Annotated in this window: 14 protein-coding genes; 5 read left to right on the top strand and 9 right to left on the bottom strand. The window is 63.9% G+C overall.

Going from position 1 to position 20,061, the window contains the following annotated elements:
* Positions 1–9: 9 nt before the first annotated feature.
* The 7 genes from L6Q67_RS05155 to L6Q67_RS05125 all read right to left on the bottom strand — a co-directional run bounded on the left by L6Q67_RS05155 (position 10) and on the right by L6Q67_RS05125 (position 10,712).
* Positions 10–861: a restriction endonuclease gene (locus tag L6Q67_RS05155; RefSeq protein WP_296566295.1), complete on the bottom strand. Its 852-nt coding sequence runs from the start codon at positions 859–861 to the stop codon at positions 10–12.
* Positions 862–893: 32 nt separating this feature from the next.
* Entirely contained in the window at positions 894–2,105 is a 1,212-nt protein-coding gene (locus L6Q67_RS05150) for a GIY-YIG nuclease family protein (RefSeq protein WP_296566290.1), read from the bottom strand.
* A gap of 4 nt (positions 2,106–2,109) precedes the next feature.
* Positions 2,110–4,110, bottom strand: coding sequence for a DEAD/DEAH box helicase (locus tag L6Q67_RS05145; RefSeq protein ID WP_296566288.1), 2,001 nt, complete (start codon positions 4,108–4,110; stop codon positions 2,110–2,112).
* Complete coding sequence (locus L6Q67_RS05140; protein ID WP_296566285.1) at positions 4,107–6,809, bottom strand: DNA methyltransferase; 2,703 nt, start codon at positions 6,807–6,809, stop codon at positions 4,107–4,109. The genes L6Q67_RS05145 and L6Q67_RS05140 overlap by 4 nt, the downstream gene beginning before the upstream one ends.
* A gap of 95 nt (positions 6,810–6,904) precedes the next feature.
* A complete protein-coding gene (locus L6Q67_RS05135) occupies positions 6,905–8,446 on the bottom strand; it encodes a hypothetical protein (protein WP_296566281.1) in 1,542 nt (513 codons plus the stop codon).
* A complete protein-coding gene (locus L6Q67_RS05130) occupies positions 8,443–9,831 on the bottom strand; it encodes a toll/interleukin-1 receptor domain-containing protein (RefSeq protein ID WP_296566278.1) in 1,389 nt (462 codons plus the stop codon). Before L6Q67_RS05130 ends, L6Q67_RS05135 begins: the two co-directional genes overlap by 4 nt.
* Positions 9,828–10,712, bottom strand: coding sequence for a WYL domain-containing protein (locus L6Q67_RS05125; protein WP_296566273.1), 885 nt, complete (start codon positions 10,710–10,712; stop codon positions 9,828–9,830). Before L6Q67_RS05125 ends, L6Q67_RS05130 begins: the two co-directional genes overlap by 4 nt.
* Positions 10,713–11,098: 386 nt before the next feature.
* Here L6Q67_RS05125 and gmk point away from each other — a divergent pair, with 386 nt between their 5' ends.
* The 5 genes from gmk to L6Q67_RS05100 are packed head-to-tail and all read left to right on the top strand — an operon-like array spanning position 11,099 to position 15,826.
* On the top strand, positions 11,099–11,713 hold the full coding sequence (gene gmk, locus L6Q67_RS05120) for a guanylate kinase (protein ID WP_296566271.1): 615 nt from the start codon (positions 11,099–11,101) through the stop codon (positions 11,711–11,713).
* 1 nt (position 11,714) lies between these two features.
* The gene (gene rpoZ, locus L6Q67_RS05115) at positions 11,715–11,930 is read left to right on the top strand and encodes a DNA-directed RNA polymerase subunit omega (protein ID WP_169145968.1); all 216 of its coding nucleotides are present in this window, start codon (positions 11,715–11,717) and stop codon (positions 11,928–11,930) included.
* A gap of 25 nt (positions 11,931–11,955) precedes the next feature.
* Positions 11,956–14,166, top strand: coding sequence for a bifunctional (p)ppGpp synthetase/guanosine-3',5'-bis(diphosphate) 3'-pyrophosphohydrolase (locus L6Q67_RS05110; protein ID WP_296566264.1), 2,211 nt, complete (start codon positions 11,956–11,958; stop codon positions 14,164–14,166).
* A 38-nt stretch (positions 14,167–14,204) separates the two neighbouring features.
* Positions 14,205–14,393, top strand: a complete 189-nt coding sequence (locus tag L6Q67_RS05105) for a DUF3460 family protein (protein ID WP_296566261.1) — start codon at positions 14,205–14,207, stop codon at positions 14,391–14,393.
* Between the two features lie 8 nt (positions 14,394–14,401).
* Positions 14,402–15,826, top strand: coding sequence for an exonuclease domain-containing protein (locus L6Q67_RS05100; RefSeq protein WP_296566258.1), 1,425 nt, complete (start codon positions 14,402–14,404; stop codon positions 15,824–15,826).
* A gap of 39 nt (positions 15,827–15,865) precedes the next feature.
* On the opposite strand, the gene L6Q67_RS05095 is transcribed toward L6Q67_RS05100, so the two are convergent.
* Together L6Q67_RS05095 and L6Q67_RS05090 are read right to left on the bottom strand one after the other, a co-directional pair.
* The gene (locus tag L6Q67_RS05095) at positions 15,866–18,934 is read right to left on the bottom strand and encodes an efflux RND transporter permease subunit (RefSeq protein WP_296566256.1); all 3,069 of its coding nucleotides are present in this window, start codon (positions 18,932–18,934) and stop codon (positions 15,866–15,868) included.
* Positions 18,931–20,025, bottom strand: coding sequence for an efflux RND transporter periplasmic adaptor subunit (locus L6Q67_RS05090; RefSeq protein WP_296566254.1), 1,095 nt, complete (start codon positions 20,023–20,025; stop codon positions 18,931–18,933). The genes L6Q67_RS05095 and L6Q67_RS05090 overlap by 4 nt, the downstream gene beginning before the upstream one ends.
* Between the last annotated feature and the right edge of the window lie 36 nt (positions 20,026–20,061).

Below are 20,061 nucleotides of genomic sequence, written 5' to 3'. Positions count from 1 at the left end.
ACCTCGGCCTCAGTGGCCGAAGATGTCTCGCACACGCTCGAACGGCAGGCCCGTCTCCGCGGCCCGGCGCGCCTTGCGGGCGATCACCTGGTCGAGCGGCAGCTCGCGATCGAGCGTCTCGAATAGGTCGAAGCCGTCCATGCAGATCACGCGCTTCCCTTTGCCAAAGGCGATCAGGCCATCGGGCGTGAAACCGCTGTTGCTGATGAAGAGCCCGCGGGCCCATGCCGCCTTCTGCTCGACCTTGCCGTGGAAAGCATGCAGGTCGGCCGCAGGGGTCTGCGCCGAGTGCCACTTGGCCTCGACCAAGTAGGTCTCGCCTTGCAACTGGAAGCTCCCATCGATCTGCTCGCCGCGCAGGCGGAACGGCTCGCGGGCTTGCAAGCCGAACACGTTGAAGGTGTTTGTGAGCCAGGCCTCGAACGCATAGCCCCGCGGCTGCGGCTCCAAGGCCGACAGCTCGATGAGCTTCTGCTTCAAAAGGATGATCTTCGGCCGATCGAACGCGGGCTTGGGCGGCTCTCCCTGCGGGGCCGACGCCTGGTCGGGCTTGCCCTGCATGCGGTTAAGCAGCGAGAGGAAACGCCCTTCGGCGTTGTCGACCCACTCCTCGCGCCGGCTGTCCTTGCGAGTGGCCTCGCGGTAATCCCAAAGGGCTTTGAGCGTCTTGATCGACGTGGCCAGGTCCACCTTGTTCAAGTAGCAGCGCAGGCGTTTGGCCTTCGAGGTGCCTAGATCCCGATAGGCCGGATCGTCAATGTCGACGTTGAGCTCCTCGACGAAGAAGGATGACATCGTCCGGTCCGAGAAATCGAGCACGTAGCCATTGCCCATGTCGAACAGGTCGTCGACGAGCTTCATGTCCAGGGACCGTATGTTCGGCATCTCGGCTGCTAGGCTTTGCTCGCCTCGACAATCGCGCACGCCCGATGGTCATAGCGGTAGCGCAGGATCGAGCCATCAACGATCAGCGGGATCGCCTGCTCAATGATCGGCAGCGGCAGCAAGAACCATTCGCGCGGCTTGATCGCCTTGCCGAAGCGGTCCTTGACTTCGATGTCCAACCTGGCCTCACCGAAGAAGTGGTGAACGAGACGCTCGAAGGCATTGGCGTTCAAGTTGATCGCCTGGTAGCTCATCACCGGCTTGACTGGCGCCATCAAGAAGGTCGGATCGTCCTCGACCCCACGCAAGCGCGTCTCGAGGTTCCCCGTGGTGAAGCCGATCTTGAAGAGGCTGCCGTCGAGCCGGGCGATCTCGGGGAGCTTCGAGAGGCTCTTGACCACGTAGATGACGCCGGTGACGCGATCCTGGCCTTGGGCGGGCTGGACCTCCACAGACTTCTCGGAGCCGAAGAGCGGCCCCGCGTTTGGGTCGGAGATGCGCCGCCCGTTGGGATCCTTGTAGAGCTGGGTGGCCAGCGAGCGCAGCAGGTTCTGGCCCTCGGTCCCGTTGTCGAAGATCAGGCGCAGCCTGGCGTTACGCTTGCCGTTGCGGATGTGCGGATCGCGCACCTCGGCGACATAGACCATTACGCCATTGAGGATGAAGAAGCCGCCGGCCTCGATCTCCTGCTCATTGGCGAATTGCACGCTCCTGCGAACGCCTGAGGAGAGCTCCGCGGCGGCCTTGTCGAATAGGGGCTTGAACGTTTCGAAGTCCGCGCAGGGCTCACGCTCCGACACCATGTCGGGCCGCGCCGGCGAACCCTTGGCGTGGCGCAACTCGAAGAGGCCGCCGTTAGGATCGATGAGCAGCGGATCGTCGCTGTCGAGCAACTCGTCGAGGCTCTTGGGCTCGGGCTTGGGCGCAGCGGAGAGCAGCCCATGCCGGTCGATCTCGCCCAGGGTGGCCGCGAGTTCCGGGTTGTCCTGGTAAGCGCGCAGGCGCGCCTGCAGGGAGCGCTCCATCACGCCGACTTTTCGACTCTCGCCGCCTTTCCCGGGCGCGAAGCCATTACGCTCGACGAAAGCGTTGATCTCCTCGAACTGCGCCCGAGCTCGCGCGGCCGTGTCGATCGCTTTGGCCTGTCGGGGCTTGACGTTGAGCAGCTCCGAGTCGGCCTCCTCGGAGAGCAGCTCATCGAGCGTCTTCTTGGCGGCCATGCTGTCAGCCTCCGGCGGCCATGCGCTTGCGCTTGGCCTCGCGGATCCAGGCCAGGGCTTCCGCCATCCGACGCTCCATCGGGCTGGCCGAGTTCAGGTTCGGCTCGTGTCTACGCTCGGCGGTGAAGGCCTTGATGCGCGGGAACAGCGCCACGGCCTCTTCCTCGGTCATCGCGACCCTCGTCGCCGAGATCGCGCCATGGATGGTGCGGAGCACGTCGGCGGTGACGGACTTGGAGAGGATCTCGTAGGCACGTTGGAAGGGGTTGATGCTGTCGATGAGGTCGATGCTCAGCTCGTCGATGTTGATCAGCTTCTCGGCCAGCCGGATGAATTTCGAGCCGCCCTTGGCGTCGGGATCCACGTCGCCAAGGGCGGGATCAATCTCGATCTGCGGGCTCTTGAAAGCGCCGTTGGCCACCACTGCTTGGCGGATCTCCTCGATCTCGTCGTCGGTGAGGTCGGGATACTTGGTCTGGATCACCCGGGGGATGTAGACCTGATTGACCACCTCCGGCGCGTATTCATCGGGGTTCAGCGACGCGCGCAGGATTGAGTCGTCTTGGAAGATCGCGGCGGTCAAATCCGCCAAGTCTGTCTCGATGATCTGGCGGCTGCGCTCAGTCGACGGCTCCTTGAATCCGTTGATCGCAATCGAGGTGGCGCCATCCTTGTCGAACACGATGTCGGTCTCGCGGCGCGAACCGTCGATCTCGTCGCTCCCATCCTTGGCTCGGAACTTGAAGTTGGGCGCCAAGACCTGCTCCATGAGCAGCGAGCAGGCGATAGCCTTGAGCATGTTGTTCACGGCCTCCACCACCCGCTCCTCGGAGGCATCGGGCTCGGCGATGAGGTTGGTGAACTGGGCGTGGGGCTTACCGGGAGCGTCGCGGGTCGCGCGGCCGATGATCTGGATGATCTCGGTGAGCGAGCCACGGTAGCCGACAGTCAGCGCGTGCTCGCACCAGATCCAGTCGAAGCCTTCCTTGGCCATGCCCAGCGCGATGATGATGTCCACGTCGTCACGGCCCTTGATCTCACGCAGCGACCCCATCACGCGCTCGCGCTCGGGGCCGTCGTCGACGAGATCGGCGACGATGAGCTTCGAGCCGTCGGGACGCTCGACGCTATAGAAGCCGGTGGCCGCGTCGCGCCCGAGCACCCGGCCCAGGTGATCGAGGATCCGATCGACCTCGCCATACTTGCCCTCGCCGGTGGCTTCGGCCGAGCGCACGCTGGGGATGTGGACGATGGTCTTTTTGGAGGGGTCGAGCACCTCGTTAATCGCATCGATGTAGCGACCGCGGTAGAAGTGGTAGCCGATGCCCAGAGTCTTCAGATCCTTGTAGCCGTTGAGCTGCTCGTAGTAGGTGTATGTGACTCGGTTGAAGCGCGCCTCGTCCTCGGGCCGCAGCACCGGCGCGGCGTCCCCGCGGAAGTAGCTGCCGGTCATCGCGACGATGTGCGCCTTGTCGCGATCGACCAGGATGCGCACCAGTTCACCCAAGCGGCTTTCGTCGTCGGCCGAGGCGTGGTGGAACTCGTCGATGGCCAGCAGGCAGTTGTCGAAAGCCTGCGCGCCGAGCTGCTCGAAGGCAAAGCGCAGGGTCGCGTGCGTGCAGACCAGGGCCTGGGCTCCGCTTTGCATGAACTCGGCGAAGGCCTTGGTCTTCTGCGCGCCACCGGCGGAGGTCAGGTTCCACTCCGGGGCGACCTCCCAGTCGGCAAAGAAGCCGTCCTTGGAGAGCGGGGTGGATTTGAACGAGGAACCGATCGAGCGCTCCGGCACCGCGACGATCGCCTTGCGAACGCCCTGGCGATGCAGCTTATCCAAGGCGATGAACATAAGTGCGCGAGACTTGCCGGAAGCCGGCGGTGCCTTGACCAGCAGGTATTGCGAGCCGCGCTCGTCGAAGGCGCGCGCTTGCATGGCGCGCATGCCCATCTGATCGACGGACTGGCTGGCCCCGGTCTGGGCGTAGGTGATCTGGACGAAATCGGTCATCGGGCTCTCCTCAAGGCCAGCTCGCGGTTGGAGCCGGACCTGTCTTTGCGCTTCAAAGCGACATATTGCTTGAAAAGGTATTCCAGCCGCTCGGTGTCGTTGCGGAACGGTCGACCGATGCAGATGCGCTCCAAGGTGTCATCAAGAGCGCGATGGGCTGCCAGCAGCCCTTCGGGCATGGCCTCGGGGTCGTAGAGCTCGCCGATGGTCATTCCTGGATGCTCCTCGCGTGCGGCGATGATTGCCCATGCGTGGTCCTCGAGCTCCTGCTTTTGCTCATCGGAAAGGTTGGGGATGGGGAAGGTGTGGTAGCCCATCGTGTTGGAGTAGCGGATACGCGTCTCCAGGCCGCCGCACACGGTCGAGACCCAAACGGCATGCAGCCGCGTCGACAGCAGCGCCATCACATAGGGCGAGGCGTTGTAGATCGCGAAGGTGGCGTTGCTCAGGATCGAGTCCTCACCGGACGCGAAGCCGATGGTGAAGTATTCGCGGTCTTCGGAGAAGTGAATCGGCACCAGCACAGCGTCCGAGCCGAAGTCTTGGATCTGACGGAAGCGATGGGGCCAGGCGGCGTATTCCTGCGTGGTCGGCGCGGGGCTGGCCAGGCGGAAGGCGGCCACGGCATCGAGGCGCGCTTTGATCGGCGGAATGCTCGCGGCCTCTTGGGCATCTTCGTCAAGGATCCACAGGCAATATCGCTCGATGCCCTTGATGAACTCCTGCGTGCCGTAGTAACGGCGGACGAACTTCGCAGCGGCCGGGAAGCGCGCCAGCAGGTCGGCCTTCTCATCGGGTGAGAGGATCAGGTTGCCGTCGTCTGTTGGCATGTTGCCCTTGTCCATCTTCGGCAGGCCGTTGATGGGGCGCGACTCCTTTTCGACGATGGTGTCGTCCATCTCGATCAGGTAGGGGCTGATGTTTCGGACCACCCGCGAGAGTTCGGCTGAATACAAAACCTTCTTGGCGCTCGAGCGCGGGCGGATGCCGACGATGACGCAAGTGACGCCGGCGACGGCCGATGCGTTGTTGCGCCACTTGAAGGATTGGTGTGCGAAGCCGATCTCCATGCCGCGTCGATAGACAAGCGGCCAGAGCATGGAGACCATTTCGCCCTGGCATAGCGAATTGGTGGCCACGAACGCGCACTGCGCGGCCGTGGGCTGGGCATAGTCCGCGGCCTTCATATACCAAGCCGCCACGTAGTCAAGGTTGCGGTAGTTATCGGTTTGGCCCGAGAAAATCAAATCCATGTCCGCCTTTTGGGACTCATCTTGGTTGGAGCTGCCCAGATACGGCGGGTTGCCGACCACGTAAGTCTCTGCTCCCTCTCGAGGCGGGCAAACGGCCAGCCAATCGACGCGCAGGGCGTTGCGGTGGACGATGTTGCCGCTGTCTCGCAGAGGCAGGGCCGGGGGAGCGACGCCGAACTGCTCCTTGACTTGCTCGTTCATCTGATACTCGGCGATCCACAGCGAGAGCTTCGCGGTCTCGACGGCGAAATCGGCCAGCTCGATGCCGTAGAACTGATTGAGGTGGATGCCCGTCATCGGGATCGCGGAGCTGCCGAGCTCGCGCAGCCTGGCGAAGATGCGCGCCTCGAGCTTGCGCAGCTCCCGATAGGCGATGATCAGGAAGTTGCCTGATCCGCAAGCCGGATCGAAGATGCGGATGCGCGTGAGTCGAGCCAAAAGTCGAGTGAGCTTGGCTTCGCTGTCGCGCGAGGCGTCGAAGTCCTCTTCGAGCGAGAGCAGGAAGAGCGGCTGCAGAGCTTTCATGATGTTGGGCACAGACGTGTAGTGCATGCCCATGTCGCCGCGCATACCCGGCTCCACGACCGCTTGGATCATCGAGCCGAAGATGTCAGGGTTGATCGCCGACCATTTGAGCTCGCCGCAGCCTTTGAGCAGCCGGCGGGCGCGGCGCGAGAAGGCCGGGATCGGCGCATCCTCTTTGAAGAGCCCGCCGTTGACGTAGGGGAACTTGCGGGCGAAGTCGGGTAACTCCCCGCGAACGGGGCCGTCGAGGGCCAGCGCGCGGAAAATCAGCGAGAGCGTAGCGGCCATGTCCGTCCCGTCCTCGCGGGAGAAGGTCATCGCCGCCTGGGTAAACTGACCCGAGTCGAAGATCGAGGTATCTTCCGCGAAGAAGCAGAAGAGCAGTCGAGTCATAAACAGGTTCAGGCTGTGCGAGCTCGCCTCGCTCCAATCGGGGTTGGCCTCCAGGATGGCGTCATAGAGCTTGGCCAGCCGTCCAGTTGCTTTGATGTCGGCCGGGCTCTCCGCCACGCCTTCGTAGCGTTCGATGCCGGCGAGCGGCAAGAAAAAATCGAAGGAATCATTGACCAGGGAGCGCTCCACGTCGAGCGTAGCGCCAGTCTTGGTGTCGCGGGCGAGAAGCTCCTGGCCATCGGTGCAGAGCAAGATCCGCGGGGTATCCTTCTTGCCTTCAAACTGCTGGGCCATGGCTTCGATAGCCGCGCCGGCCCCTCCTTTGGGCGCGCAGCGATACAGCAGCTTCTTCTTCCAGTGGATCTGACCGGGCTCGCCGAGCAGATCAGGCTGGGAAGCTTGGCGAAGCTTTGTGATGGTCGCCTTGGGCGCGTCATACGCAGCCAGGAACTCGAAGGGGAAATCCGAGGAGCTGAATGGCTTATCGGCCAGCTCCTTGAGCGAGGATTCGATCTCAGCGATATTCATGCACACCAGTCCCGGAGATGCTCTCCCCCGAACTCTTCCCAAGGCAGCAGTAGAGACATGTCGAGCCCTTCTTTCTTATTTCTCGGTATAGCCAGTCAAATGTAGTAACGGAACGGCAGCGGAGGGAGGTCTTCCCTGCGCGGCGCTGCGGTCAAGATCTCGCCGACGGTGTCGGCGAAGCGCAGCGTCACGGGAACCCCATCGCCGTAGATGCATGCGTTGTAGTTCAGCTTAGTCAGGCCCAACACGTCGGCCATAACCTGCTCGATGTCCGCATTGCCACGCGCGATTTCGATGGTTAACGGGCTCGGAACTTCGCGGCCGGCATAGGTCTGCAGCCGCGTGACATAGCCCTTGGTCCACAGGTAGCCGCGAGTCTCGGACTTCACCCACGCCAGGCCACGCGCGATCGCGCTAGGGCCATGGCGATAGAGCTTGACGCCGGAATCCTCACGGATGCGCACGCAGACCACATTCGTCTCCGGCGGCACCGTTTCGCGGAAGCCTTCCCACTCCTCGTAGGAGAAGCGCGTCTTGCCATGGATGAAGAGCTCCTTGGGCGCTTCGCCGCCATGGCTCCTGCGGTAGGCCTCGACCACCAGCGACATTAGCGCCTTGGCCTTGTCCCTGGGCAGATGGAACTCGTCTTCCTTCTCGGACTTGAACTGACCCGGCGTGCCCTTGAAGACGACGCCATCGCCGGACTCCAAGAACATCTGAGCGCCGCAGCAGACCATGCCTGGCTCCGGATTCGAAGCATCCTGCTTGAACACGACGCCGACATAGCAGACGCCGGGGCGCACATGGGCGAGTTGCCAGGGCTTACCGCCCGCCTTGAAATAGCAAGTCGTCGCCAGGTTCCACGCCAGCGTCGCCGGATCCTGCAAGGCGCGCAACGGCTTGCCGATCTTGTTGAGGAATTCCTCCGGCGCCATCGTCGTCTCGCGCAGAACCTGCACCGCAGCCTTGTGTTCCAAGAGCCGCGCCTTGAGCTGGTTGTGGAAGTCGAGCTCGTAGAGATAGATCTCCGCAGACTTGGCATCCTCTTCGAACAGCCCCGGCTCATTGGTCAAAAGTCGGGTCGCTTGCTTCTTGTCCATGAGCGCGACCGGCGCAGCCTGCTCCGGTCCGCCCTTCTTGGACTTCGATTGCGGGCGGCAGTGTTTGTGTACATCCTCCGGCACGATCGCCATCCAGAGATCGATGTGCGCCTCGGCGTCATCGCGCAGATACTCAGCGATGGCATCCGAGTACAGCGACACGGCCTTGTGGATCGCCTGATGCCGATCGGGGATGCTGATCGCGGCATCAAGGTCAGCCGGATCGATCTCGAGGAAGGCGGCTGGCTCCAACGGCCATTCCACTCCAAAGATCGCCTGAAATCCAGGAAACAAGGTGTGGTTCGGGTCGTCGGCCTTGGCTGGCGCAATGGGCTTGCCGAGCCGCTCTGCGAACTTGCCGTAGATTTGGTGGCCGCGCGCCGTGGCCACGACGCCGATGCGAAGCCGCCCACCCGTGAGCTGACCGCGCAGCGGACCGTAAAGCGAGAGCCCATCCTTCGGATGTGCCATCGCCTGGCTGAACGCGAATTGCAGCTCGGGCTCGGCGATTTCGATGAGGCGAGGGGCAAACGTCACTGCGCGCCCTCCTCTTCGCTCTCTGCCTCCTGGGCGGCTTCATCGTCGTCGATCTCATCGACTGGGTCATCATCGACGGCGTGCGCTACGTCGGACAAGCCGCACGGCGCCTCGAACTGGATCGGGGTCGAAGACAGCGAAATGCTGCGGCCTGAGCCGACTGGCAAGAGCAACTCGGGCTTGCCTTCCGAGGCCAGCCACAGAAACGCCCGCATGAGCGTACGCCACTGCTCGTTCCACCAGCTTTTGCAGAAGCCCCGGCGCAGGCGATGCGCCTTCAATGCGTCCTCGAGCGGTTTGCCGTCGTCGTCAGTGAAGATGACCGCATGGCGAAGCTCGACGCGCCAGGGCTCGTCGAACGACGTCACCATGCCCACGCCGTAGGCCCAGCAAGCGCCGCGCTTCTCGCTTTTGCCTGTAAGCGCCTTGCGGCGCTTCGCGCCATCGAAGTCCTCGTAGGAAACGAACTTGCCGCGCCCGCCTGTGAGCTCCGGCGTGGCGTAGAAGACCCTTCGGCCGCTGGCTTGGTAGACGCTCGCGAAGCCCCTAGCCTCCATCGCCAGTTCCCAGGCTTGTCGGACGAGATTGCCCACGCGCTTGCGCGCCTCCCACCAAGGCACGTCCTTGTCGCCGAGCGTCGAACCCTCATCGATGAAGGTGTCCGTCACCGCGGCATTGGCCGCTTTGAGCATCACGGACTTGGCCATCAGCGACACGAGATCCGCCCCCTTGGCGAATCCGACGATGCGATCCTCGTGCTCGAACCAGGGCAGCTTGCGGTTCTCCTCCGTCACCTTGATCTCGCGATCTTTGCCGAGGATGCGCGCGGTTTCGATCGTCGGAGGAAGGGAGAGGATGCGAAGCCAAGTCGAATCGAGCGTCTCGTTTGCATCGGTCCGAACGATGGCGCCTTCCTTGAGCTCGGGCAGCCAGTGGCGGGCCAGGGACGGATCAGGACTCGACGCCTTGGGCGCTTGGGCCTCTTCCAGCGTATCGACCAAGGACGCGAAGCCCTTGTGCCATCCGGACGCGAAGTCGATCAGGTTCTTGCGGTGCAGCGAGATCGGCACATCGCTGAACGGGATGTTGTCAATGCGAACCGGAATGATGAAGCCCGGGACGCTTCGCTCAATGGTGCCGGCCACTGCCCATTCGTCCTTGACGCCCTGCTTGCCAACGGCCACTTTGGACACGACTGCGATGAAGCGGAACGAGTCGCTGCGGATCGCCGCTTCGATCTTGTCCCAAAAGTAGTCGCCGCCTTTCAAGCGCGCAAGGTCATGCCAGACCTTGTAGCCGGCCAGTTCCAACTTGGAACCGAGCCAACGGACGAAGTCATTGTCCTCCGGGGTGGCGTGGCTGATAAAAATTGCTTCGCGCGTCATACGACCGCCTTGTCGGCGGACAGTTCGGGACCGCCTGGCGCTAACGCTGCACTCTCGACACCATAAAGAGTAGGCGTGTTACGCAGCCATAGGTGATGAGTTGCTGGATCGAGCCGATGGTCCGAGCTCGCGTCCACATTCCAACGCCTGAGCACATAGCCAGCGAGGGCCGCTCGCGCCTTGATGCGCAAGACCCCATCCTGCATACTGTAGTCGGCCTCGATAGCCTTGGGATGCCTAATACCGGGATGAGGAACCACCTCCATCTCGACGATGCGAGCCCATTGCTCGTCGGAACTCAAGAGCTCTCTCTCGTCGGCTTCACCCTCAATTTCTTGAACTTTCGAGATACGCGTAAGCACGAAGTCACCGAAACGAGCACGGTCGCGATCGAAGGCTCGCACATGCCAGCGCAAACCGTTGTCGGCTAAGGCGACTGGGACGATTTCGCGACGCCTCGAACCCGAGGACAGCGACAAGTAATTGATCCGCACAGCACGGTGAGCACACATGCTGCGGGTGATGGCTCCTAGCGCCTTCAAATCAGGCCTGGTGAACTGCCCCGGCCCCTCGCAAGGCGCAGCCGGCTTCAACTTCAAATCCAGCCCGTCACCAAAGCCCTGCAACAGCCATGCAAGTACGCGATCGGAGTTGAACGGGAAGATCGGAGTAAAGGTTCCGGAGGGGCGATAGCACCGCTTCGTTGAATCGTACTCAAGATTGGAGGGGGCCATCTCCCGATAGAGCGTCAGATCGCGCGACGCCGCCGCTGGTTTGATGCCAAAGCGAGCCTCGACATCTGACCTGCGCAACTCGCCAGTAAAAAACGCGTGCAGTTCAAGAAATGCCAGCCGTTCTCGCTGCGCTTGCGACACATCCATCGGTTTCCCCAAAGTCTCGTCGTCAACCGACGATTCACCCAGAAGTCGAACTCTATTCACCTCTTAATGAGGATACCACATACATCAAATTGATAACCGCATCTGCTACAGCATGGGGCACGCTTGAGCTCATCATGAGTGTGATCGCTGTTCGCCCAGGAACACTTCGCACGGATCTATTGATAGGGCGGAACCGGCTGATAGACTTCGTCCGATCATGTGCGCGCCAGCCGTCAGCCGTGTCACTCCGTCTCACACCAGCCCAGGTATCTTGTGGGGTAAATCGTGGGGGAAATGCAGGCCTACAACCCCAATAGGCCATGAAAATCAACCACTTGGAGCGCATCTCACGCTTCAGGTGCAGAACATCGAGTAGGAAGAGCCCCATGCCCGGCACACTGTTCATCGTCACGGCACCTTCCGGTGCCGGCAAGACCACCTTGGTCAGCGGCCTGCTGGCCCGCGATCCGCTGGTGAAGCTCTCCGTGTCCTACGCCACCCGGGCCCCGCGCGCCGGCGAGGTGGATGGCACCCACTACCATTTTGTCGATGTGCCCACCTTCCGGGCCCTGCGTGACAAGGGTGAATTCCTTGAGTGGGCCGAGGTCCACAGCAATTACTACGGAACCTCCCGCGCGTGGCTGGAGACGCAGATCGCGGCCGGCAACGACATCCTGCTGGAGATCGACTGGCAGGGCGCGCAGCAGGTGCGCAAGGTCTTTCCGAAGGCGGTGGGCGTGTTCATCCTGCCCCCGTCGGTGGAGGAGCTGGAGCGTCGCCTGCGAGGTCGGGGTACGGATTCCGAGGACGTCATCGCCCGCCGGGTGCTGGGCGCGCGGGACGAGATGCGCCATGTGGCCGAGTTCGACTACGTTATAATCAACGAAGACTTGCCTGCCGCCCTCGAGGATCTGGTTGCGGTGGTGCGAGCATCACGGCTTCGCTACGCCAACCAGGAGGCACGCAAGCCGGAGTTTTTCCATTACCTGGAACAGGATTGATATGGCCCGCGTTACCGTCGACGACTGTCTGAAAAGAATTCCCAACCGCTTCCAGCTGACCCTGGCTGCGACCTACCGTGCCCGTCAGCTGACCGCCGGCGCCACCCCCCAGGTGGACCTGGACCGTCACGACAAGGACAAGCCCACCGTGATCGCGCTGCGCGAAATCGCTGCCGGCAAGGTCGGGGCGGAAGTCCTCAATCGCGGTCAGGCCTGAACGCCTTTCCCGAGAGAGCAATGTCATGGAATCCGCCGCCCCGATCCCCGTCAGTGGTAGCGGCGTTTTCCAGCCTCCTCCCTCCTGTGTCCTGCCCCTTGATTTCGGGCGGCTGAGGGCACAGGTTGCGGCTTACCTCCGCCCGGAGGACGTGGGCCGCATCGAAGCGGCCTACCATTTTTCTGCCGATGCCCACCGCGGGCAGGTGCGCAAGAGCGGCGAGCCCTACATCTCCCACCCGGTAGCTGTCGCCGAGATCCTCGCCGGCTGGCATCTGGATGCACAGGCGCTGTGCGCGGCCCTCCTCCATGATGTGATGGAGGACACCCACATCACCAAGGCCGAGATCTCCGAGCGTTTCGGGCGCACCACGGCCGAGCTGGTGGATGGGGTCTCCAAGCTCGACAAGATCGAGTTTCAGTCCCAGGAAGAGGCCCAGGCCGAGAACTTCCGCAAGATGCTGCTGGCCATGGCCAGCGACCTGCGGGTCATCCTGATCAAGCTGGCCGACCGTCTGCACAACATGCGGACCCTCGACCACATGCGCCCCGACAAGCGTCGCCGCATTGCCCGGGAAACCCAGGAGATCCACGCCCCCATCGCCAACCGGCTGGGGCTCAACAGTCTGTACCGGGAGCTCCAGGAGCTGGCCTTCAAGCACCGCTACCCGATGCGTTTCGGCGTGCTGTCCAAGGCCATCCTGGCGGCCCGGGGCAATCGGCGCGAGGTGGTCGGCAAGATCCTCGTTGCCATCGAGGAGCGCCTCCCCCAGTGGGACATCCAGGCCGAGGTGCGCGGCCGCGAGAAGCACCTCTACAGCATCTACCGCAAGATGGCCGAGAAGCGCCTGAGCTTCTCCCAGGTGCTCGACATCTACGGTTTCCGCGTCATCGTCCCCGACATCCAGACCTGCTACCGGGCTCTCGGTGCCTTGCATGCCCTCTACAAGCCGGTGCCCGGCAAGTTCAAGGACTACATCGCCATTCCCAAGGGCAATGGTTACCAGTCCCTGCACACCACGCTCATCGGGCCCTTCGGCACGCCGGTCGAGGTGCAGATCCGCACTCACCAGATGAACCACATCGCCGAGAGCGGCGTGGCCTCCCACTGGCTGTACAAGGAAGACGAGAAGACCCTCACCGAGCTCCAGCACAAGACCCACAGCTGGCTGCAGTCCCTGCTCGAGCTCCAGTCCACCTCCGGTGACTCCAGCGAGTTCCTGGAGCACGTCAAGGTCGACCTGTTTCCCGGCGAGGTCTATGCCTTCACCCCCAAGGGCAAGATCTTCGCCCTGCCGCGGGGGGCGACGGTGGTGGATTTTGCCTACGCCGTGCATACCGACGTGGGCAACCGCTGCGTGGCCGGGCGCATCAACGGCGAGCTGATGCCCCTGCGCACCGAGCTGCACAACGGCGACCAGATCGAGATCATCACCGCGGCCCACGCCAGCCCCAACCCGGCCTGGCTGAGCTATGTGCGCACCGGCAAGGCGCGGGCCCAGATCCGGCATTTCCTCAAGAACGCCCAGCAGGAAGAAGCCTCTACCCTGGGCGAGCGCCTGCTCAACCAGGCCCTGCGGCCCCATGGCCTGACCCTCGGCCAGGTGAGCATGTTTGCCTGGGATCGCTTCCTGAAGGAATTCACCCTGCCCAACCGCCGTGAGCTGATGACCGATATCGGTCTCGGGCGTCGCCTGCCGGCCATCGTGGCGCGGCGCTTGGCGGAGATCCAGGACGTGGAGTCGGGCCGTGCCGATGTGGTCAAGCCCAAGCCCGCCGGCGCCATCCTGATCCGCGGCACCGAAGGGGTGGCGGTGCAGCTGGCCCGCTGTTGCCGGCCTATTCCGGGCGACCCTATCGTCGGCATCATCCGCAAGGGGCAGGGGCTCGAGGTGCACCTCCACGACTGCCCCCAGGCCCGCAAGCTGCGCAGCGAGCGGGACCGCTGGATCGACGTGGAGTGGGAGGCTTCGTCCGATCGCCTCTTCGATGTCACCCTCAAGCTCCTTACCCAGAACGTGCGCGGGGTGCTGGCCAAGGTCGCCAACGCCATCTCCGAGCAGGACTGCAACATCCAGAACGTGAGCACCGATGGGGAGCAGGGGGCCTACTCCACCATCTACATTACCCTGCAGGTCACCCACCGCCTGCATCTGGCCAAAGTCATCCGCGGGGTGCGCAACATCCCCGAGGTGGTCCGTATCAACCGTCTCAAGGGCGACCAGAAAAGCGCCTGAGGCTGCTAGAATCCACGCCGCTAAAAGGGAGATCAAACATGGCAGGTTACGAATCCGAGCACACAAAATTCATGCGCGAATGGATGGAGAAGCATCCGGAAGAGCGTGAAGAACAGAAAAAAGGCCGTGCCCTGTGGTGGGACAAGCCCCAGGATGCCGAGACCACCCGGCAGTACGCCGAGGGCAAGGTGCCGGCCAAGGCCTATCCCTACTCGACTGAAGGTTAAGCGGCGGATTGTTCGCGCCACGACTCGCCTTCATTGACGTCGAAACCACCGGAGCCAATCCGGTGGTCGACCGGGTTACCGAGATCGCCGTCCTGCGGGTTGAAGACGGTGAGCTTGTCGAACGCTGGTCCAGCCTGGTCAATCCGGGCATTCCCATTCCCGACAACATCCAGAGCCTGGTCGGCATCACCGATGAGATGGTGGCCGATGCTCCGGCTTTTGCCGAGCTGGCTATCCGGATACGGCAGTTGTTCGCCGACTGCATCTTTGTCGCCCACAACGCCCGTTTCGACTACGGCTTCATCAAGAACGAATTCCAGCGCATCGGCGAGCGCTTTGACGCGCCGGTGCTGTGCACCGTCAAGCTGTCCCGGGCGCTATACCCCCAGCACCACAAGCATGGGCTGGATGCACTGATCGAGCGTCATGGTCTGACCTGCTCGGCCCGTCACCGGGCCATGGGCGATACCGAGGCCCTGCACCAGTTTGCCGGCATCGTTGCAGCCAGCTTCGAGCGGAGTGTGCTCGACATGGCCATCGTCAAGGCCATGAAGGCGCCGAGCCGGCCGGCGGGGCTGCCGGAGGGGGTGCTCGAGGGCGTCCCCGAAGGCCCGGGGGTGTATGTCTTTTACGGAGAGGATGACCGCCCCGTGTATGTGGGGCGTGGCGTCAGCCTGCGCTCCCGGGTGATGAGCCATTTCTCGTCCGAGCACCGTAACAGCAAGGAAGCCAAGATCGCCCAGAACGTGCGGCGGGTGGATTGGCAGGTGACGGCAGGGGAACTGGGCGCCCTGCTCCTCGAATCACGCTTGCTTCGCGCACTGAAGCCTGCAGAAAATCGCCAGCAGCAGGATTCCGAGGGGGTTTTCGGACTGCGCTACGATGCGGCCCGGAAACGTGGACCGGTCCTGGTGCGGGAGAGCCTGAACGGGCTTGACCCCATGTCGGGGGCCGCGCTTTACGGCGCGTTTCGCAGCAAGAAGGAGGCAGATGCCGCCCTGCGTGAATTCGCCAGCCTCTACCGTCTGTGCCCCCGGCGTCTGGGTACGGAGCCCTGGAATGACGGCCCCTGCCTGGCACACTCGGCGAAACGCTGCGCCGGCGTGTGCGCCGGCAAGGAAAGCCCGGCCGAACACGACCAACGTCTGCTGAAGGTGCTGGAAAGCCTGCGCCTGAAGCGCTGGCCCTGGGCCGGGCCGGTGACGGTCCGCGAGGCACATCCTGAATCCGGCCGCCTTGCTTTTCATCTGCTGGATGGTTGGTGTGTGCTGGGTACCGTGGAGGATGAAGCGGCGCTGGCCGCGCTCATCGCAGCAGAGCCGCCCCGCGTCTTTGATCTGGATACCTATCGCATCCTGCTGCGCTGGCTGGATACGCCTGCCGGGAAGGCTTCCGTCAGCGTCTTGCCCCGGGGGCCGGCCGCCACGCCGTAGTCCAGCGGGGTAGCCCCGGCAGCCCCATGCCTCTCAAGTTCAGCCGCCCACTACCACAGCAGCCTTGTGGCGCCGCTCGCGCCACCCCTCCACCAGCGAATACACCGCCGGCACCACCACCAGGGTCAGCAGGGTTGAACTGATCATGCCGCCGATCACAGCGATGGCCAGGGGCTGGTTGGTCTCGTTGCCGGCGCCAAAGCCCAGTGCTGCCGGCGCCAGGGCCAGGATCACCGTGGCCGAGGTCATCAGCACCGGACGCATGCGGATCGGGCAGGCATTGCGCAGGGCGGCGTCCACCGGCAGGCCTTCGCCGCGCCGCTGGTTGGTGAGGTCCACCAGCAGGATCGAATTCTTGGCCACCAGGCCGATCAGCAGCACCAGGCCGATCATCGAGTAGATGTTCAGGGTGTGGCCCGTGGCCCACAGGGCCGCCACGCCCCCGACGATGGCCAGAGGCTGCGCCAGCATCACGATGAAGGGCTGTACGAAGCTGTTGAACTGGCTGGCCAGCACCATGTAAAGCAGGGTGAGGGCCAGGGCAAAGGTGAAGCTCATGTACTTTTGCGTCTTGCCGAACTCCTCGGCCTGACCGATCAGCTTGACCTGATAGCCCGTGGGCAGCAGCTCTGCCGCGCTGCGCTTGACCACCTCCACCGCCTCGCCCAGGGGCAGGGTCGGGGAGGCATAGAAAGTGGCGGCGTATTGCAGGTCGAATCGCCCGACAACCGCCGGCCCCAGGGTTTCCCGGAAGCTGGCCACGCTGTCGAGACGCACCAGCTGGCCCGATTTGTTGCGCAGGAAGATCTTCGACAGGTCGGAGGGCTGGGTGAAGCTGCCTTCCCGAGCCTTCACCCGAATGTCGTAGCGCTGGCCGTCGCCGGGCTCGTCGCTGTATTTGGCGATGTCCACCCCGCCGGTGAGCATGTTGATGGCCAGGGCCACGTCCTGGGTGCTCAGGCCGGCGTCGGCGATGCGCAGGCGGTCGGGGGCGAAGGCCAGCTGGGGCAGGTCGAGCTGCAGGTCGGTGTCCATGCGGCCGATGCCGGGGACGGTGGCCAGCTTGCGTTGCAGGGCCATCGCATGGCGGCCGAGCTCCTGCAGGTTCTCGCCGGTGAGCACGAACTGCAGCGGCTCGCCCCGCTGCCCCTGGACCATCGGATACGGTGCAGCAAACACCCGGGCACCGGCGATCTGACTGAACTCCTTGCGCAGCAGTGGAATCACGTCCTGCTGCTTCACGCTGCGCTCCTCCCGCGGAACCATGCGCACGACCACCGTTCCCTGGTTCACCTGCCCGGCGGTGCCGAGGCCGATCAGGGCGAACTCGGAGCGGATCTCCGGGTGCCGGTCGAGAATGGCCTCCACCTCGCGCAGCTTGCTGTCCGTATAGTCGATGCTCGAGCCCAGCGGGGTGCGCAAGGACACCAGGAAACGCCCCTCGTCCTGCTCCGGGGTAAAGGCCTTGCCCACCTGGGCAAAGAAGAAAGCGCTGGAGCCGACCACCGCCAGGGTTGCCAGCAGCACCCACAGGCGATGGGTGAGGGCGCCTTCCAGCAGGCGCACATAGAGGGCGTCCAGGGCTACAAACAGGCGGTCGAAGGCCCGGTAGACGGGGCCATGCTGCTTCTCGACCCGCAGGTAGCGGGCACACAACATGGGCGTGAGGGTGAGGGATACGAACAGCGACACCAGCACGCCAAAGGTGACGACCAGGGCAAAGCTGCGGAAGAACTGGCCGATGATCCCGGAGATGAAGGCCACCGGTGCAAAGATGCACACCAGCGACAGGGTGGCGGCCATGACGGCAAAGACCACCTCGTTGCTGCCGTTGATGGCGGCCGAGACCGGGTCGGGGTCCAGCTCCTCCCGGTGCCGGAAGATGTTTTCCAGCACCACGATGGCGTCGTCCACCACCACCCCGATGAGCAGCAGCAGGGCCAGCATGGTGAGGGAGTTGAGGGTGAAGCCGGCAAAATAGATGACGGCGATGGCCCCCATCAGGGACACCGGAATGGCCAGGGCGATGATCAGGGTGGAGCGCACTGAACGCAGAAAGAACCACACCACCAGGGAGGCCAGCAGGGTGCCCTCGATCAGGTGCTCTTTGAGCGAGTCCACGATCTCGAGGATGAAGACCGCGTCGTTGGAGACCACCGACAGGCTCATGCCCGGCGGCAGGGCCGGGCGCAGCTCGCGTTCCACGCGCTCCAGGATGCGTTCGGTGATGGCCACGGTGTTGGCGTTGGCGATCTTCACCATGCCCAGGCCCACGGTGGTCTGGCCGTTGAAGCGGGCCAGCTGGCGGTTGTCGGTGAGGCCGTCTTCGATCTCCGCTACGTCCCCCAGGCGAATCGGTGCCTTGTTGCGCCAGGCGACGATGAGGCCCTGGAGCGTATCTGCCTGGTGAAACTCCAGATCGAGCTTGAGCAGGCTTTCGGTTTTCTGGCCGACCACGAAGCCCCCAGCGAGCTGCACATGCTCCCGGCTGAAGGCGTCGCTGATGTCCTGGGCCGTGACCGCATGGGCGGCCATGCGGTCGGGCAGCAGGTTGACCCGGATGGTGCGGTCTCGGCGCCCGCCGAGGCGTACCTCGCCCACGCCGTCGATGGTCTCGAGGCGCTTCTTGAGCACATTGAGGGCGTACTGGTTGAGCTGCTGCTGGGTGCGGTCGCCCTGCAGGGCCAGCCACATGATGGGCTGGGCATTGGTCTCGACCTTGGCGATGACCGGCGGGTCCACGTCCTTGGGCAGGCGGCGCAGCACCTGATTGACCTTCGACTGGACTTCGTTGAAGGCCACGTCCACCTTCTTCTCTAGGGCGAAGGTGATGTTGACCACCGACACCCCCGGCGAGGAGGTGGACTGTACGTGCTCGATGCCCGGCACACTGTTGACGGCCGATTCGATGACGTTGGTGATGCTCGAATCGACGATGTCCGGGTTGGCGCCCTTCAGCGCCGTGGTGATCGAGATGACCGGAAATTCGATGTAGGGAAAGCGGTCCATGCCGATCCGCTGGTAGCCGATCACGCCCACCAGCACCAGCACGGCGCTCATCATCCACGCCAGCACGTGGCGCTTGATGGAAAGCTCGGGCAGGGTCATGGCTTGGTGGGGGTGGGGGATGCCTTGATATTGACGGCGGCGCCGTCGCTCAGGAAGCCCGCGCCGTCCTCGGCGACGGTCTCGCCCTCGGCCAGGCCCTTGACGATCTCCACGCGACCGTCGCGTTTGGCGCCGATCTCTACGATCCGCTGGACGGCCTTGCCACCGGCAATCACATAGACCACCTTGCCGGCCGGCCGCAACACCACGCTCTGCTCGGGAACCATCACCGCTGCGGCCTTGTGCCCGGTGACGATGGAGGCATTGACGGTGCCGCCGGACAGCAGGCTGCCGTCGTTGCTGACCCGCACGAGGACGTCCAGGGCCCGGCTGCTATCGTTGATGGTGGGCTTCACGTCCTCGACCGTACCCTCGATCACCTTGCCCGGCAGGTGGGGCAGACTCAGGCGCACGGGCTGGCCGGCCCGGATGCGACCCGCCGCCGACTCGGGGTAGGGCAGGTGGGCGCGCAGGATGCGGTTGGAAATCAGGCGGAAGAGCGGATCGCCCACCTTGACGTAGTCACCGGGGGAGACGATCTGGGTTTCGATGATGCCGTCCACCGGGGCCACAACCCGGGTGCGCCCGAGATCATTGCGGGTGGCGCTCTCCCGCGCCCGGGCGGTGGCCAGCTGGGCGCGCAGGGCGTCGCGCTGGGCCAGGCTGTCCTCGGCGCCGTTGCGGGAGATGAAGCCCTTGGCGACCAGATCCTGCTGACGTTCGGCAAAGCGCTCGGCCTGGGCCACCAGGGCTTCCAGGCGGGCAATCTCGGCACCATCGACCCGGGTCTGGATGGTGAAGTCGGTGGCGTCCAGTTCGGCGATCAGCTGCCCACGTCGGACCTTGTCACCGCTATGGGCCAGCACCCGGGTGACACGGCCTGCCACTTCGGCTCCGATGCTGGGGTCGATCAGGGCCTCCAGGGTACCGAGGGTGTCCTCGGTGATGTCGAGGGCCAGGCTGCGTGAAGTGGTGGTGGTGATCAGCGTGGGGGGCGGGCCGGAAGGCTTGTCCGGGGCCGCTTCGGGCTTGTTGCCACAGCCGGCAAGCCCGAGGGCGAGGAGCAGGGTGACGCGGGGAGCGAAACGCATGATCGTGGCCATCGGGCTGGCGGCAGGGGGCGGTAG

Source organism: Zoogloea sp. (assembly GCF_023150065.1).
In the GTDB taxonomy this organism is placed as follows: Bacteria; Pseudomonadota; Gammaproteobacteria; order Burkholderiales; family Rhodocyclaceae; genus Zoogloea.
The sequence above is the reverse complement of the archived record's forward strand: the minus strand, read 5'-3'. Positions and strand labels throughout refer to the sequence as shown.